11 protein-coding genes, 1 tRNA gene, 2 rRNA genes and 2 pseudogenes are annotated in these 15569 nt (G+C 44.8%); 6 read left to right on the top strand and 10 right to left on the bottom strand.

Translation table 11 applies throughout. The features are described 5' to 3' along the window. The 4 genes from rrf (EDC41_RS14130) to xerD form a co-directional block, all read left to right on the top strand. Positions 1-86, top strand: a 5S ribosomal RNA gene (gene rrf / locus EDC41_RS14130); the annotation flags it as partial. 72 nt (positions 87-158) lie between these two features. Beyond that, a 5S ribosomal RNA gene (rrf, locus tag EDC41_RS08545) occupies positions 159-274 on the top strand. 10 nt (positions 275-284) lie between these two features. Further along, positions 285-361 (top strand) — tRNA-Asp (locus EDC41_RS08540). 116 nt (positions 362-477) lie between these two features. Continuing rightward, positions 478-1371, top strand: coding sequence for a site-specific tyrosine recombinase XerD (gene xerD, locus EDC41_RS08535; protein WP_020830978.1), 894 nt, complete (start codon positions 478-480; stop codon positions 1369-1371). Here xerD and tilS read toward each other — a convergent pair. Both tilS and mnmE read right to left on the bottom strand, forming a co-directional pair. Continuing rightward, the gene (gene tilS, locus EDC41_RS08530; RefSeq protein ID WP_020830977.1) at positions 1361-2626 is read right to left on the bottom strand and encodes a tRNA lysidine(34) synthetase TilS; all 1266 of its coding nucleotides are present in this window, start codon (positions 2624-2626) and stop codon (positions 1361-1363) included. The genes xerD and tilS overlap by 11 nt on opposite strands. Beyond that, entirely contained in the window at positions 2627-3985 is a 1359-nt protein-coding gene (gene mnmE, locus EDC41_RS08525) for a tRNA uridine-5-carboxymethylaminomethyl(34) synthesis GTPase MnmE (protein ID WP_006248255.1), read from the bottom strand. Between the two features lie 196 nt (positions 3986-4181). Between mnmE and EDC41_RS08520 the strand changes: the two are divergent. Continuing rightward, positions 4182-5236 (top strand): annotated as a pseudogene (locus EDC41_RS08520) (MFS transporter). Positions 5237-5283: 47 nt separating this feature from the next. Here EDC41_RS08520 and EDC41_RS08515 read toward each other — a convergent pair. The 4 genes from EDC41_RS08515 to EDC41_RS08500 all read right to left on the bottom strand — a co-directional run bounded on the left by EDC41_RS08515 (position 5284) and on the right by EDC41_RS08500 (position 8008). Then, a complete protein-coding gene (locus EDC41_RS08515) occupies positions 5284-5799 on the bottom strand; it encodes a protein disulfide oxidoreductase (protein ID WP_006248251.1) in 516 nt (171 codons plus the stop codon). Between the two features lie 65 nt (positions 5800-5864). Further along, positions 5865-6494: a BamJ family beta-barrel-assembly machinery protein gene (bamJ, locus tag EDC41_RS08510; RefSeq protein ID WP_006251119.1), complete on the bottom strand. Its 630-nt coding sequence runs from the start codon at positions 6492-6494 to the stop codon at positions 5865-5867. A 147-nt stretch (positions 6495-6641) separates the two neighbouring features. After that, positions 6642-7271 carry a ComEA family DNA-binding protein gene (locus tag EDC41_RS08505; RefSeq protein WP_080651061.1) on the bottom strand — a complete coding sequence of 210 codons (630 nt, stop codon included), beginning with the start codon at positions 7269-7271 and terminating at the stop codon, positions 6642-6644. Positions 7272-7444: 173 nt separating this feature from the next. Further along, entirely contained in the window at positions 7445-8008 is a 564-nt protein-coding gene (locus EDC41_RS08500; RefSeq protein WP_006248248.1) for a DUF5358 domain-containing protein, read from the bottom strand. A 149-nt stretch (positions 8009-8157) separates the two neighbouring features. Between EDC41_RS08500 and mutS the strand changes: the two genes are divergently transcribed. After that, the gene (gene mutS, locus EDC41_RS08495; RefSeq protein WP_006251122.1) at positions 8158-10755 is read left to right on the top strand and encodes a DNA mismatch repair protein MutS; all 2598 of its coding nucleotides are present in this window, start codon (positions 8158-8160) and stop codon (positions 10753-10755) included. Between the two features lie 47 nt (positions 10756-10802). On the opposite strand, the gene EDC41_RS08490 is transcribed toward mutS, so the two are convergent. The 4 genes and pseudogenes from EDC41_RS08490 to uxaC form a co-directional block, all read right to left on the bottom strand. Continuing rightward, positions 10803-12254 (bottom strand): surface lipoprotein assembly modifier, encoded by a 1452-nt coding sequence (locus EDC41_RS08490; RefSeq protein WP_115262470.1) that lies wholly within the window; start codon positions 12252-12254, stop codon positions 10803-10805. A 223-nt stretch (positions 12255-12477) separates the two neighbouring features. Then, positions 12478-13116 carry a bifunctional 4-hydroxy-2-oxoglutarate aldolase/2-dehydro-3-deoxy-phosphogluconate aldolase gene (locus EDC41_RS08485; RefSeq protein ID WP_006251124.1) on the bottom strand — a complete coding sequence of 213 codons (639 nt, stop codon included), beginning with the start codon at positions 13114-13116 and terminating at the stop codon, positions 12478-12480. 87 nt (positions 13117-13203) lie between these two features. Continuing rightward, positions 13204-14113, bottom strand: a pseudogene (locus EDC41_RS08480) (sugar kinase). Positions 14114-14122: 9 nt separating this feature from the next. After that, complete coding sequence (uxaC, locus tag EDC41_RS08475) at positions 14123-15526, bottom strand: glucuronate isomerase (RefSeq protein ID WP_006253154.1); 1404 nt, start codon at positions 15524-15526, stop codon at positions 14123-14125. Positions 15527-15569 lie beyond the last annotated feature (43 nt).

The following is a 15569-nucleotide window of genomic DNA, read 5'->3' as shown; positions in this document are numbered from 1 at the left end:
GACCCCATACCGAACTCAGAAGTAAAACGCAGTAACGTCGATGGTAGTGTGGTGATTCGCCATGTGAGAGTAGAGCATCGTCGGGTTTTAATTTATTTAGTGAGTTTATTAGAAAGTATAAACTATATTTTAGTAAACTGACTAAATGAAAGAATTTGATTGATAACCAGAGTGCTGTGGCTCTACCTGACTCCATTCCGAACTCAGAAGTAAAACGCAGTAACGCCGATGGTAGTGTGGTGATTCGCCATGTGAGAGTAGGGCATTATCAATCTATTAATTTAGGAGCGGTAGTTCAGCTGGTTAGAATACCTGCCTGTCACGCAGGGGGTCGCGGGTTCGAGTCCCGTCCGTTCCGCCAATAATTTAAACCGATTAGCATAAGCTAATCGGTTTTTTCTTTTCTATCGCTTTTGTATTTTTATAGATTTAATTCTGTTAAAATTTGCAAAATTTCCTGAAAATATACCCGCTTGTATGGCTGAGCTTGACCCTATTATTGAACAATTTCTCGATACACTATGGCAAGAACACGGTTTGTCTGAAAATACCGTTGCCTCTTATCGTTCTGACTTAGAGCGTTTTTCCGATTATTTTTCTGAACCTAAAGCATTTCTGTCTCTCGATCATATCGACTTACAAGGTTTTCTCGGCGAGCGTTTGGAGCAAGGCTATAAGGCGACAAGCTCTGCCAGAATGTTGAGTTGTTTAAGGAAATTTTTCCGTTTTTTATGCCTTGAGCATTATCGCCAAGATGACCCGACTTTAACCCTTTCTTCCCCTAAACGGGGTGCTTCTTTACCCAAATCCTTAAGTGAAGATCAGGTAATGGATTTGCTAGATGCCCCGAATACGTTAGATCCGATAGAGTTACGGGATAAAGCAATGCTGGAGCTGCTGTATGCCACCGGTCTGCGGGTAACGGAGCTGGTGTCGCTTTCGATGGATAATATCAGCCTCAAACAAGGGGGGGTGAGAATTATCGGTAAAGGGGATAAAGAGCGGTTAGTGCCATTGGGCGAGGAGGCGAATTATTGGATACAGGAGTTTTTCCAGTACGGTCGCCCTATTTTGCTGAATAATCAGCAGTCTGATGTTGTATTTCCGAGCCGGCGAGGGCAGCAGATGACAAGGCAGACGTTTTGGCATCGGATTAAGCACTATGCCGTGCTTGCAGGTATTGATGCAGATAAACTCTCGCCTCACGTGCTTCGCCACGCCTTTGCGACCCATTTGGTCAATCATGGGGCTGATTTGCGAGTGGTACAGATGTTGCTGGGGCATAGTGATTTATCGACCACCCAGATTTACACTCAAGTGGCAAAAGCCCGTTTGAAATCGCTTCATCAGCAATTTCACCCTAGAGGATAGGTAATAGGCCAACTAATTCGTCTTGCCAAAAAATCAGCGGTGTACGGTTGCGTTCCCAAACAGGTATGCCGTGATTTTGCCAAATCTTTTTCATTTCTTCCCGTTGAGCCTTGCCGTAGCATTTTACTTTGCCTAGTTGCCCGATTTTAATAGAAATAGTTGATTGAGCCAGCTCTTGGGGCAGTTGCAAGCGGTGATTTTTCCCGTTTTTTTTGCAAATGATCTCTTGTTGTTGGCGAATAATAGTACCGAGCTGATAGAGTAATTCCACTTTGGTTTCTGTGGGAAGTACTACCTCAAATGGCGGAATGTCGGCGATCTCTTCGGTAACGTAAATAGCTTGTTGATAGCGTCTGATAATATTTTCGCCGACTTTAACCTGTGGGTTTTTATCGGCTTTTGCAAAAATCAGTTCAGAAATGACCGCTTGTAGCTGGGCTTGGCTTGGCATTCTCACTCCGTTTTGTTCCAGCCAAAGGCGGCTAAGTTGCTGTTGCTTGGCAAGTGAAAATTGCCCAAAGCCGTTAATGTTGAGTTGTTGTTTTTCCCCTGTTCTTGACTTGAGTTCATCGCTTAATAGCTCTTCTATCAAGGCTTGCTGTTCTGCACAATGCTGAGCGGAACGGGCAACCATTTGGCTGAAGTGCTGCCAACGTTGATTGAGTAGTGGCAAGATGCTATTGCGAAGGAAATTACGGTCGTAACGGTTATCGGCATTGCTTTCGTCCTCAATCCAACCTAGCTGATGTTGAACGGCATAACCCATCAAATCTGACTTAGTAAAAGTGAGTAGCGGTCGAAAAACGGTAAAATTTTGCAAAAAAGTGACCGCTTGCATCGCCGATAATCCTTTGACTCCACTGCCTCGCTTGAGGGCGAGCAAAAAAGTTTCGGCTTGGTCATCTAAATGGTGGGCGGTGGCGAACACTTCATTGGGCTTAAGCTGTTGTTGAATGGCTTGGTAACGAGCTTCTCTCGCCCCGTTTTCAACGCCGTTTGAGCTATCCACTCTGACCTTTTGTAAAATAAAGGGAATATTTAACCGCTTGCAATATTGTTCGCAAAAGGCTGCCCAGTCGTCCGCATTTGGGCTTAGCCCGTGGTGGACATAAATTGCCCTAACGTGAAATGAGGTGCGGGCAAAAAGGTGGAGTAGTACCACCGAATCCACCCCACCGCTTAAGCCGATTAAAAAGGCGGTTTGGTTCGGCAAATGCGTTGCACACTGGGTTTGAAAGCGGTTAAAAAGTGTCATTTATTTACCGATGCAAAATGAGCTGAAAATGTTGCCTAATAAGTCATCAGAGGTGAACTGGCCGGTAATTTCACTTAAGGCATTTTGCACCATACGCAACTCTTCCGCTAACAATTCGCCGGCTAAGAATTGAGTAAGCTGGATATGCCCTCGCTCTAAATGCTCGGCAGCGGTTTCCAATGCTTGCAGATGACGGCGGCGAGCCAAGAATCCGCCTTCCGTAGAACTTTGGTAGCCCATTGATTTCTTCAAGTGTTCACGCAATAAATCAACGCCGACTTTGGTTTGGGCAGAGAGGCGAATCATCGTGAAATCGTCCACCTGAATTAAGCCTTCCTGCTCGCCGGATAAATCGACTTTGTTGCGAATTACGGTCACAGGCATATTTGCCGGCAGTTTGGCTAGAAATTCCGCCCACTCTTGTCGGAACTGATCGGCTTGTTGCTCGGTGCTGTCAATCATTAATAAAACGTGGTCGGCTTGGGCGATTTCTTCCCAAGCACGCTGAATGCCGATACGTTCCACCTCATCACTGGCATCACGGAGACCGGCGGTGTCGATAATATGCAACGGCATTCCGTCAATGTGAATATGTTCACGCAACACATCACGGGTTGTGCCAGCAATATTGGTTACAATCGCCGCCTCTCGTCCGGCTAAGGCGTTAAGCAAGCTTGATTTCCCTGCATTCGGGCGACCGGCGATCACTACTTTCATTCCTTCACGCAGAATCGAGCCTTGTTTCGCTTCACGGCGAACACCGTCTAATTGAGCGATAATCTCATTTAATTTTGCCTCGATTTTACCGTCTGCCAGAAAGTCAATTTCCTCATCGGGGAAGTCAATCGCCGCTTCCACATAAGTGCGTAAATAAATTACTGAATCAACTAACGCATTGATTTTATTAGAAAATTCGCCCTGTAGTGATTTCAGGGCTGAACGAGCGGCTTGCTCGCTGGTGGCGTCGATTAAATCCGCAATCGCTTCAGCTTGGGCAAGGTCGAGCTTATCGTTTAAAAATGCCTGTTCGGAAAATTCACCTGCTCGGGCAATGCGTAGCCCCTTAACTTGTAAAATGCGTTTGAGCAGTAAATCTAAAATAACCTGCCCACCGTGTCCTTGAAGTTCAAGCACATCTTCGCCGGTAAAGGAGTTGGGAGCTTTAAAAAATAAGGCGATGCCTTGATCCAACACAGTGCCATCTTCGTCTTTAAACGGCAAATAATTTGCGATACGGGGTGGCAATGTTTTGCCTAATACGGCTTGAGCAACGGTTTCGGCAAGCGGACCGGAAACTCGCAGAATCCCCACACCGCCTCTGCCAATCGGTGTTGCTTGAGCAACAATGGTGTCTTTCATTTTCTTGTTTATCGTAGGGGCGAGTCCTGTGCTCGCCCGCAAGTTATCATTGGTATTTAGGCGGGCACAGGACCCGCCACTACATATCGCTTATCATACCGAAACCCACGCCAAAGGTAAAACAAAAGCCGATTGATTGGGGTTGACTTAAAAGGTAGAATAACCGCTCTTTATTTAACCAATTCAACCATTCTGAATGTCTTTAGAAAAACTATTACTCCTACGCCGTTTTATTTCCACCACCGCCTTTTTTTCAATGCAAAGCGTGTTTTTCTTTTATTTAAGCTAGATAACGCCCAAATCGCTTTTTTCCTTTCATTGCTGTTGTTTTGTAATCAGGCATTGGCAATTTTAGCCGGCATTTGGGGGGATCGCTACGGCTTGGCAAAAATGATGTTATTGGGCTGTTTATTAGATGTGGTTGCCTATATGCTGTTTTTAGCAGCGGATAATTACCTCATTTTATTGTTGGCAACCACTTGCTTTGGGTTGGGGAGTTGCTTATTCGGCACTAATGCCAGAGCCTGTTTACTGGCGATTGCCGGCGATGAATATGCTGCTAAAACCCGTTTACAAGGCAAATATCTAAAAGTCACCAGTATGTCTTCAATGCTCGCCCCGCTGATTATTATTCCGTTTATTAGGTTTGAGATGATTGAAACGCTGATTTGGATCTGCTTTATTTTGGAAGCCGGCTTGTTTGCGTTTATGGTCAAGCCGTTTTATTCGGTGGAAGGCGTGAATGGCGGCGTGAAATTTCGTTTCGCACAAATTAAGGAAATCATCAACAAAGAGTTTTTGTTCGCTCACTTAATGCTATTTGTGCCACTGAGTGTGGCATCGTCCTATTTTATTATTTTTCCGTATTTATTCGACAATGTCCTGCACGCACCGGAGCATTCGCCGATTGCGTTATTCATCAACGGTGTTTTAACCGTCAGTTTGCAATCGACTTTTTCTCGTAAAATCAACCTCACCAAACAGCAATTAATTTGGATTTCGCCGTTATTAGCGGTGGCGATTATTGCCCCTTGGTTTATTGCGGTAAAAGTCGCAACTCTGACCGCTGCCTATATTTACACCGTGATTTTTACGGTGGTGGAAGTGTACGCCCTCACAGCAATGGCAAATTTACTGGTGAAATTCGACAACGGCAAAAACCGAGGCTTTATTTTTGGCTCATCGAGGCTGATTTTATCGATCACCACAATGATGACAATGAATTTAGTACCGCTTGTCTTTTTGGTGTAAACAAGCGGTCGGATTTAGTGGATTTTTTTGCAAATGAAAGGAATCGTTTAATACAACACGTCTGCCAGCCATAGTCTGAATTTTAAGCTCAAATAGCTAGTGTAGCCGGTGGTGTGGTGGGCGATTTTACCGTCTTTGATAATCAAGATGGTTGGGGTGGCTTGAATGTTCCAACCTCGAGAGAAATCACCGCTTGGGTCATTCAAAGTAGCGAAAGTGTAGCCATTTTCATTGAGATAGGCTTGTACGTCATTTTCATCGCCGGATTTCAGGGCAACACCTAAAACTTCCGTGCCGTCATTCGCTAATTGTTGGATATTCGGCGAAACCACTTGGCAATAGTGGCACCAACTTCCCCAAAAATAGAGTAGCATCGGCTTCTCGTGGCTTAATTGGGCGATTACTTTCGGCTGGTGTTGAATATCATAATGCACGGTTTGCTCAAATTGTGCCGGAGCGGAGGGCGAGCGATACCAATCAACCACCAGGCTAATAATGATAAACAGGCTGCCGTAGAGGAAAATATTTTTAAGTAAGCGAGATATGAGTGATTTTTTCTGCATAATATAGTTATCTTAAATAGCAAAAACCTGTGAAATGCCTTCACAGGTTTTTTATTTGAGTTTGATTAGAGAATATCAAGCAATTCCACTTCAAACACTAAGGTCGCAAATGGTGGAATTGATGCTCCTGCACCACGTTCGCCGTAGGCTAATTCTTGTGGAATGGTTAAACGCCATTTTGAGCCAACCGGCATTAATTGCAATGCTTCTGTCCAACCACGAATTACTCCGTTTACCGGGAATTCTGCCGGCTGACCGCGTTTTACCGAGCTGTCAAACACGGTGCCGTCAATTAATGAACCGGTGTAGTGAACACGCACGGTTGAAGTCGCAGTCGGTTTTTCGCCTGTGCCTTCGGTTAAAATTTCATATTGTAAACCGCTGTCGGTAACGATTACACCGTTTGCTTTTTTATTCTCTTCCAAGAACGCTTTGTTTTCGGCATCAATCGCTTTGAATGCTTCTGCTTGAGCCGCTTCCGCACGCTGACCTAATTCTTGTAATGCAGCGGTCACTTCATTGATGTCGATTGCCGGCTCATTGTTGTTTAACACATCATAAATACCACGGGCAACGGCTTCTGCGTTTACGTCCATTCCGCTGCCTAAAAGTTGCTGACCAATTTGTAAACCGATGCCGTAACCGCCTTTTGCTTCTACTGAATCTAATCCAACTGAATTGAAATCTAATGCCATTTTCTGTTCCTTTTGAGTTTATTGAATACTGTATTGAAAGAAATACGATTCACTTAATGGGGGTGAAATTTAAGAATACAAGGTGTGAAATGAACAAGCGGTTATTTTTCTGCAAAATTTTGCAACAAAATAACCGCTTGCAGAACATTAGAAAGTTAAATATGGAGCAACTTTCTCAATGGTTGCATCGCCAATGCCGGGAATGTTCGCCAGTTCTGCTGCATTTTTGATTTTACCGTGTTTTTTGCGGTATTCTACAATCGCTTTGGCTTTTGCTTCACCAATGCCGGTAAGCGATTGTAATTGCTCTTCGTTGGCAGTGTTGATATTCACTTTTTGTGATTTTTTCACTGCTGACATTTTTTCTGTTGCAGCTGCTTTCATTGGGGCCGCTTTTTCAGCGGTTGCGGTTTTGGCTGAATTTAAGGTTTCATGAGCAGTTGCAGCTTTCTCTGCGGTGGCGGCTTTTGCTTCCTGAGCTTTCACTTTCATTGTGTCGCTTGCAGATGCGGCTTTCGCTTTAATCACGTCCGTTTTTTCTGCTGTGGTGGCTTTTACTGCGTCCATTTTGTTTTTAGCGGAATCTTTAAATGATTCGGTTTTGGCTTTTGCTGTCGCCATTTTTTCCGCAGAACCGGCTTTTAACTCCGCTGCTTTCTCTTTTGTTGCTTCTTTAGCCACAGTTGCTTTTTCGGCAACAGAGGCTTTAACTGCGTTCATTTGTTCAGCCGCAGTAGGTTGAGTGGTTTGTGCAAATGAAGTAGCTGAAACAGCCATTGCCACGCCCAATGCTAATAATGTTTTTAATGCTTTTATTGAAAATCCTTAAATATAAAAGAGGGAAAATAATTGAAAAAAACTGTATTTTAAGACTGAGGCTTTAGATAAAAGTTCAATCGGTAGGTATAAATGGCTCGGTTGTGGTTAAAACAACCGAGTATTGAGGCTCACTAGAGAAGTAACATACTGCCCCATTTGATAATATCGAAGAAGAATTTATTATCATTGGTGGCAACTTTATCGCCTGATTTCCCTTCTTGGCTATTGGTTTCTTCGATCATACCGCTTTGATACTGCCCTTTTACCACTGCCAAATCATTTTTTGCATTGGTGCGTAAGGTCGCACATTGTTTTTTCGGTAACGCTTCAACCGCTTCGTTATTTTTCAGTTTTTTGAATAAATATTGAGCGTAACCCATTGATTTTTCATCATTTTGAATGATTTTTACATACTGCTCCCCGATAATCTCTTCAAGCGGATAGAAAAATACATATTGTGAGAAAATATAAGAATCTTCTTTGGAAAAATGCTCTTGCTGAATACGGGTTAAATTGGGGTAGATACACTGTTTTGCCTGTTCGCTGGCAATTACCCATTTTTGAGCATTTTCTTCCGAAAGCACATAATCGGCATTGGCAAATTCGCCCGGGAATGCTTCCGGTTGTTGCGGTTCATTGCTGCTACAAGCCGCCAATAATAAGCCTGTAGAAAGTAGCACTATTTTTCTTAACATTCTGACCTCTGTTTTAAAAATTTGGTGCATTGTAACAAAAAAACAGCGGCTGACCATTGCAAATTTTCTGCGAAAAATGACCGCTTGTTTTTATCCCTTGGCTGAATCTGTTAAACTATCAGCAATGATTTCTCACAATAAATAGACTGATGACACAAGATTTCTCCACCCATACGCCAATGATGCAACAATATTTGCAACTCAAAGCTCAAAATCCGGACATACTATTGTTTTACCGAATGGGGGATTTTTATGAGCTGTTTTATGATGATGCGAAACGAGCGGCAGCATTGTTGGATATTTCGCTCACCAAGCGAGGGCAATCTGCCGGTGAGCCGATTCCGATGGCGGGTGTGCCTTATCACGCAGTGGAGGGGTATTTGGCGAAATTGGTGGCGTTGGGGGAATCGGTAGCAATTTGTGAACAGATTGGCGACCCAGCAACCTCAAAAGGGCCGGTAGAACGCAAAGTGGTACGGATTGTTACGCCGGGAACAGTTAGCGATGAGGCATTGTTACCCGAACGCCAAGATAACTTGGTGGCGGCAGTTTACGAAGAAAAAGGCACATTTGCGATTGCTACGCTAGATATGACCTCCGGGCGGTTTTTAATCAGTGAACTTGCTAGCAAAGAGGCTCTATCCGCCGAGTTACAACGTGTACAACCGGCAGAAATTCTGTATGCGGAAGATTTTTCCGCTGCCTCAATTTTAACGAATTACAAAGGGTTACGCCGCCGTCCGGTGTGGGAATTTGAGCTGGTAACGGCGATTCAGCTGCTAAATCGCCAATTCGGCACGCAAACACTTGCCGGATTTGGGGTGGAAAAAGCGGTGGTGGCACTTTGTGCTGCCGGCTGTGTCTTGCATTATGCCCAAGAAACGCAACGCACCGCTTTACCGCACATTAACGCAATTCATTTGGCACAACATAGCGATACTATTTTGCTCGATGCAGCTACTCGTCGCAATTTAGAGCTGACCCAAAACTTAGCGGGTGGCACGGAAAACACGCTGGCGGCGGTGTTAGATAAATGTGTGACCCCAATGGGGAGCCGTCTGCTCAAGCGTTGGATTCATCAGCCGATTCGAGATTGTGGTAAATTACAAGCCCGACAAAAGGCGATAACAGCATTGATACAATATGAGCGAATGTCGGATTTACAGCCGTTATTACAACAAGTCGGCGATATGGAGCGGATTCTCGCCCGAGTGGCGTTGCGTACGGCTCGCCCTCGTGACCTCACCCGACTACGCACTGCATTGGCTCAGTTACCGGAAATTGCAAAAAATTCACAAAATCTGACCGCTAGTATCGATCAGCTTTTGGCTCAACTGGCGGATTTCAGCCCGTTACACGATTTGCTGGAGCGGGCGATTATCGAAAACCCACCACAACTCATTCGTGATGGTGGGGTGATTGCAGAAGGTTATAATGCCGAGCTTGACGAATGGCGGCAACTTTCGGACGGGGCAACGCAATATCTGGAAAATTTGGAGATCAGAGAACGTGAAAGCACCGGCATTGATTCGCTGAAAATCGGCTTTAATGCGGTTCACGGCTATTACATTCAGATCAGCCAAGGGCAAGCACACAAAGCCCCGATTCACTATGTTCGCCGCCAAACGCTCAAAAATGCGGAGCGGTATATTATCCCTGAGCTGAAAACTTACGAAGACAAAGTGCTGAAAGCAAAAGGGGCATCGCTTGCCCTTGAAAAACAGCTTTATGATGAACTGTTTGATGTGTTAATGCCTCGCTTAGGCGAATTGCAATTAGCGGCGATGATGCTGTCTGAACTTGATGTCTTAACCAACCTTGCCGAGCGAGCTGATAGTTTAGGCTATGTTTGCCCGAGCTTTAGCCCGATGCGAATGGTGAATATCAAAGGCGGCAGACACCCGGTGGTGGAGCAGGTTTTAACCGAACCGTTTATTGCCAATCCGGTGTTTTTAAATGCCCAACGGCATTTATTGATTGTAACCGGCCCGAATATGGGCGGTAAAAGCACCTATATGCGACAAATTGCCCTGATTACGCTGATGGCTTATATCGGCAGTTTTGTGCCGGCAGAAAGTGCGGAAATCGGCCCGATTGACCGCATTTTCACCCGTATTGGGGCAAGCGATGATTTAGCCTCTGGTCGCTCAACCTTTATGGTGGAAATGACCGAAATGGCAAATATTCTGCACCAAGCTACGGAAAACAGCTTGGTGTTGATTGATGAAATCGGGCGAGGCACTTCAACCTATGACGGTTTATCGCTAGCGTGGGCGTGTGCCGAATGGCTGGCGAAGAAAACCCAGTCACTCACTTTGTTTGCAACCCACTATTTTGAACTTACCGGCTTGCCGAATCAGCTCAAAGGGGTGGCAAATGTGCATTTAGACGCGCGTGAACATCAAGACAGTATTGTGTTTATGCACTCGGTGCAAGAGGGGGCCGCCAGCAAAAGTTACGGCTTGGCGGTGGCAGCCTTGGCGGGTGTGCCAAAGCAAGTGATTCAACTGGCAAAGCAGCGTTTGGCACATTTGGAGGAAATTTCCCACCAAACCAAACAAGCAAACGAACATCCACAGGCGGATTTGTTGTTTTCCGATGGTTTTGATTTGCAAAAAAATGAAGCAATTCAACCGCTTGTAGTAGAAAATGAAGTTGAAAAAGCCCTGAAAGCCCTTCAGCCTGATGAACTTACCCCAAGACAGGCTTTGGACGAGTTGTATCGCTTGAAAAAATTGTTGGGGTAAATTGAAAAAATAACTAAGAAATCGCCCCGTTTAAGGGGCGTTTTTGTTTAGAACGTATGTGAAAACTCAATATAGACACGGTTTTTGTCATAACTATAGAAGCTATGATTGCTTTTTACCTTGTTATATTGCCACGTTAAGCGAGGGGTAATACCCTTAAAATGCAAGGCTCTGTGCCAGATGCTGGCTTGCACACCATATTCACTGTTACGTTGTGTAATTTGGAAAATCGGCATTGGGGCTCGGTATTGTTTGCGGGCGTAGCTGGCACTTAATTGGGTTGAAAGCCCGTTTTTCCACTCTTGTCCCCAACCAATAGAAACACCTCGGCGAATAAAGCTATCATCTAAATCACGGGGGCTGGTGCGGTTAAAATTCGCCCCCACAAACCAATATTGCCGGCTGTTAGGGTAAAAATAGAGGCTCGGGGCAATAAAATGATAATTGCCGTCTAAATGTTGGCGGCGAGTGTAACGCTGTTCCGCATATTCGTAGCTGATTGCAGATTGCCACTGTGGAGTAATCCAATATTGCCAGCGGGCATTCACACCGCCTGCGTTGGAGTAGCGTTTGGTGCTTTCGGTTTGGCTTGAGCCACCGGCATACCACATCTGCTCAAAAAACGGCAACAAGGTGATTTTTTGTTTTGCATTTTGATAACCCAAGCCGAGGCTTTCTCTGAGCGAATATTCGTTATATTTTTTGTTATTCCAGTAATATTTGCCGTTTCCGTTTAAACGAAACTCGTGGAAGAAACCATTGCCCCAAGACCACTTTTTATCCGCCTCAAAGTGAAAGCCGACCCCTTGGGCGGATTCTTTTTTCGGTGCAGTCCAGTTGCCATAGGTCGTGCCTGCATTTGGAGCATTGTTGATATTCGGGTCATTCAAATAGGTTAAGCCGCCTTGAAAACTCCATTGATCTTGCTTGCCAATCGCCTCCAAATAGCTATTGACCGCATTTGCAATTTCTTGCGGTAATTTGCCCGCTTGTAACTTATAAAATTGAGCCTCTGCGGCTTCATTTTCCCGATTTTCAAACAATGCAACCGCTAATTGCATACGGATTGGCTGATTTTCAGGGTATTTTGCCAGTAGCTGACGGTAGCCTTTTATTGCCTCTGAATAATTTTGTTTTGCTTTGGCATTAACTGCCTCCGCCCATTGTACAACTTCGCTGTTTTGTTCACTGGCGGGTAATTGTTGATAAATAGGCAGTAAGAATTGAACATTCTCAGTGTGGTTAGTGACCAACGCAGTTAGCATTGCCGAGTTGAGCAACTCAGGCTGTTGAAGCAGCTGTTGGCTTGAAATAGAGATCGATTGCCGGTGAGCCTGTGCATTAACCGCTTGTGGTTTGGCTTGAGGTTCAGGCTTTTCTAATGTAGGGTTTTCCTGCATTCGCTGGTTATCCATTTTTTCTTGAAGTTGAGCCGGTATGGTTTCCGCAAATGCCAGGTTTGAGGTAAGGATTAAAAGCGTTGAGACTATTTTTTTCATAAAGCTATCTTTTATTTGAATAGAAAAGGCTATTTTTCAATAGCCTTTAGTTAAGAGTTTTGAGGTTGTTTTGCTATATTTTTCATTAAGTTAAATATATAGCTTTAAATATACCTACTATATGCTACTAAATAAAGTATGCAATATTTGTTATGCTTTGTAAATAAGAGGAAAGAGATCTATTTTGGGTAGAAAATAGCTCATTGCTTGGAACTTTAAATGGTTATTTCACCAACTCAACCACTTCCTTCGTCAATTTCCCAATCTCCTCCCACTTCTGTTCCTTAATCAGGGATTTCTCCACAAACCAAGAGCCGCCGCAGGCGACTACGTTGGGAATGGCGAGGTAGTCGTTGATGTTTTGTGGCGAGATGCCGCCGGTCGGCATAATCTGTAAGTTGCCGTAAGGGCCGAGCAGGGCTTTAATCATTTTCACGCCGCCACTGGCTTCGGCAGGGAAAAATTTAACTGCTTGTATGCCAAGTTCGAGGGCGGCTTCAATCGCCATCGGGTTGTTCACACCCGGTGTAACAGGCAAACCTAACACTTGGCAATACTTAACGATAGTCGGATTAAAACCCGGAGTCACAATGCAATCCGCTCCAGCGTTTTTGGCAGTTAAGACTTGCTCTTTGGTCAGCACTGTGCCTGCTGCAATCAATACTTCCGGATAGTTGGCTTTCACTAATTTAATTGCCTCTTCAGCTGCTTCTGAGCGGAAAGTGATTTCCACCACCGGCAAACCGTTTTCGGAAAGGGTTTTCGCCAGCGGTAAAATATCTTCTGCTTTATCCAAAGCAATCACGGGAACAACTTTCAGTTGTCTTAATTTTTCAATGATTTGTTCGGTGGTGTAACGCATTTCTAGCCTCATTATGTTGTATTGCAAGCGGTCGCTTTTGTAAAAAATTTTGCAAATTTAACCGCTTGTCGTTGTGCTATTGTTGGTCTAAATGGATTGTTCAAACTGCGATTTCAAATGAGTAGTGGCGGATTTGGCAATAATCGCCCCTTTGTGCTGAATGACGATACCGGCAACGGCATTTCCTTGTTGGCAACAGGTAACGACATCTTTACCCAATAAGTAACCGTTAAGGAAGCCGGCATTAAAGGAATCGCCGGCGGAAGTGGTATCGACCACCTTCTCTACCGCAACAGTTGGCACAAAAGTACGCTCCCCGTTTTGCAACACCGTTGCCCCCAGAGAGCCTTGTTTCACCACAATGGTATGAATGCCATATTGAGCCAGACGGTCAAAGGTGGCTTGCTCATTCATATCGCCCCAAAGCAGTTGCTCGTCATCAAAGGTCACGAGAGCTAAATCGACTAATTGCAACAGCTCGGCATAGTGAGCTTGGGCAGCAGCCACACTTTCCCACAGTTTCGGCCGGTAATTGCTGTCAAAGGCGATTTTCACCCCTTGTGTTTTGAGCTCACGCAACTGTGCAATCAGCAAAGTGCGGTCGTTTTCCGGCAAGATGGCAAGGCTGATACCGCTCAAGTAAACCATATCCACCTCGTGTAACGCCGAGAGTGCTTTTGAATAGTCGGGGTGTTGCAACAAATAACGGGCGGCAGATTGATTTCGCCAATACAGGAATGTCCGCTCGCCCTGCTTATCCAACTGAATCAGATACAGCCCCGGCTGGCGGTGCTTGTCACGCTGCCAACATACCTTGACTGAGTTTATCCGTACCAAGAGCAGAAATATAACGCACCTCAATCTGTTCAGGCGAACTCACCCGAGCCAAATAGGTAGCGGTGTTGAGAGAATCACCGCCGTAGGTTTGTCGCATATTGCCAAAGGGTTCGCCGTTGAGTTCGATCATACATTCGCCAATTAGAGCGATTTTTTTCATTGTTATCTCCTATTTGAAATAACGTTTTGCATTACCGTAGCAAATACCTTTTACCATATTGCCAAGTAAATTCAGATCGTTCGGTGCTTCACCCCGTTCAACCCAGCCACCAATCATTTCGCAAAGAATACGGCGGAAGTATTCGTGGCGGGTGTAAGATAAGAAACTACGGGAATCGGTTAGCATACCGACAAATTGGCTAAGCAAACCTAATTGTGAAAGCTGTTGCAGTTGGCGTTCCATTCCATCTTTCTGATCATTGAACCACCAGCCTGAACCCAATTGGATTTTGCCAGCAATGCCGCCGGTTTGGAAATTGCCGATCATACTACCGAGCATTTCGTTATCACGCGGATTTAAGCAATATAAAATGGTTTTCGGAAGTTGATCAGTTTGATCCATACTGTCTAATAAACGGGAGAGTGGCTCGGCAAAGGTGCGGTCGCCAATGGAGTCAAATCCGCTGTCTGCCCCGAGTAACTTAAACATACGGCTGTTATTATTGCGGATTGCCCCAATGTGCATTTGCATCACCCAGTTGCGTTTGTGGTATTCCGTGCCTAACCAGACTAATAATGCCGTGCTGAATTGTGCGATTTCCTCTTCTGCAAGCGGTTGATTTTGCAATCTTTTTTGCAAAATATGGGTAAGTTTTGTTTCATCAGGAATAGCGGCAAAACGTACGATTTCAATGCCGTGATCGGCGGATTTACACCCCTGCTGATCGAAATGTTCAATCCGTTTTAGTAGTGCTTGCTTTAATTGATCGAAGCTGTTGATTTCAATATCCGCAACGTTACCGAGCTGCTCAATGTAGTCATTAAACAGCGGCAGTTCGATTTTAAATGCTCGGTCAGGTCGGAAACTTGGCACAACCTCAATGTCAAAGGTGCTATCTTCCGCAATCGCTTTGTGGTATTCCAAAGAATCAATCGGGTCATCAGTAGTTCCGACTAATTTCACATTCATCTGTTGCATAATGCCACGGGCGGAAAATTCAGGCTGTTGCAGTAATGCTTTGCCTTGATGCCAAATTTTTTCTGCAGTTTGTGGCGAAAACAGCGTGTCAGTAATCCCAAACGGACGGCGAAGTTCTAAATGCGTCCAATGGTAAATCGGGTTGCCGATACATTTTGGCACAGTTTGTGCAAAGGCTAAGTATTTACTGTATTTATCAGCATCGCCTGTAATTAAACGCTCTTCCACACCGGCAGAACGCATTGCCCGCCATTTGTAGTGATCGCCTTCCAGCCAGATTTCGGCTAAATCATTAAATTGGCGATTTTCCGCAATTTCTTTTGGGTTTAAATGGCAGTGGTAGTCAAAAATCGGCTGATCTTTGGCATAGTCGTGATAGAGCTTTTGTGCCGTTGGAGTTGAGAGTAAAAAGTCTTCACATAAAAATTGTTTCATATTTAGCTCGAGATTGATTGGTAACAAAGTAGGGGTAGGTGTT

Origin of the sequence: Mannheimia haemolytica, assembly GCF_004342115.1 — a bacterium.
Classification (GTDB): Bacteria; Pseudomonadota; Gammaproteobacteria; order Enterobacterales; family Pasteurellaceae; genus Mannheimia; species Mannheimia haemolytica.
The sequence above is the reverse complement of the archived record's forward strand: the minus strand, read 5'-3'. Positions and strand labels throughout refer to the sequence as shown.

Excerpts from the sequence above, each read along its gene's own strand:
- xerD (WP_020830978.1), top strand. The coding sequence starts at position 478 with ATGGCTGAGCTTGACCCTATTATTGAACAATTTCTCGATACACTATGG.
- tilS (WP_020830977.1), bottom strand. The coding sequence starts at position 2,626 with ATGACACTTTTTAACCGCTTTCAAACCCAGTGTGCAACGCATTTGCCG.
- mnmE (WP_006248255.1), bottom strand. The coding sequence starts at position 3,985 with ATGAAAGACACCATTGTTGCTCAAGCAACACCGATTGGCAGAGGCGGT.
- EDC41_RS08515 (WP_006248251.1), bottom strand. The coding sequence starts at position 5,799 with ATGCAGAAAAAATCACTCATATCTCGCTTACTTAAAAATATTTTCCTC.
- bamJ (WP_006251119.1), bottom strand. The coding sequence starts at position 6,494 with ATGGCATTAGATTTCAATTCAGTTGGATTAGATTCAGTAGAAGCAAAA.
- EDC41_RS08505 (WP_080651061.1), bottom strand. The coding sequence starts at position 7,271 with ATGGCTGTTTCAGCTACTTCATTTGCACAAACCACTCAACCTACTGCG.
- EDC41_RS08500 (WP_006248248.1), bottom strand. The coding sequence starts at position 8,008 with ATGTTAAGAAAAATAGTGCTACTTTCTACAGGCTTATTATTGGCGGCT.
- mutS (WP_006251122.1), top strand. The coding sequence starts at position 8,158 with ATGACACAAGATTTCTCCACCCATACGCCAATGATGCAACAATATTTG.
- EDC41_RS08490 (WP_115262470.1), bottom strand. The coding sequence starts at position 12,254 with ATGAAAAAAATAGTCTCAACGCTTTTAATCCTTACCTCAAACCTGGCA.
- EDC41_RS08485 (WP_006251124.1), bottom strand. The coding sequence starts at position 13,116 with ATGCGTTACACCACCGAACAAATCATTGAAAAATTAAGACAACTGAAA.
- uxaC (WP_006253154.1), bottom strand. The coding sequence starts at position 15,526 with ATGAAACAATTTTTATGTGAAGACTTTTTACTCTCAACTCCAACGGCA.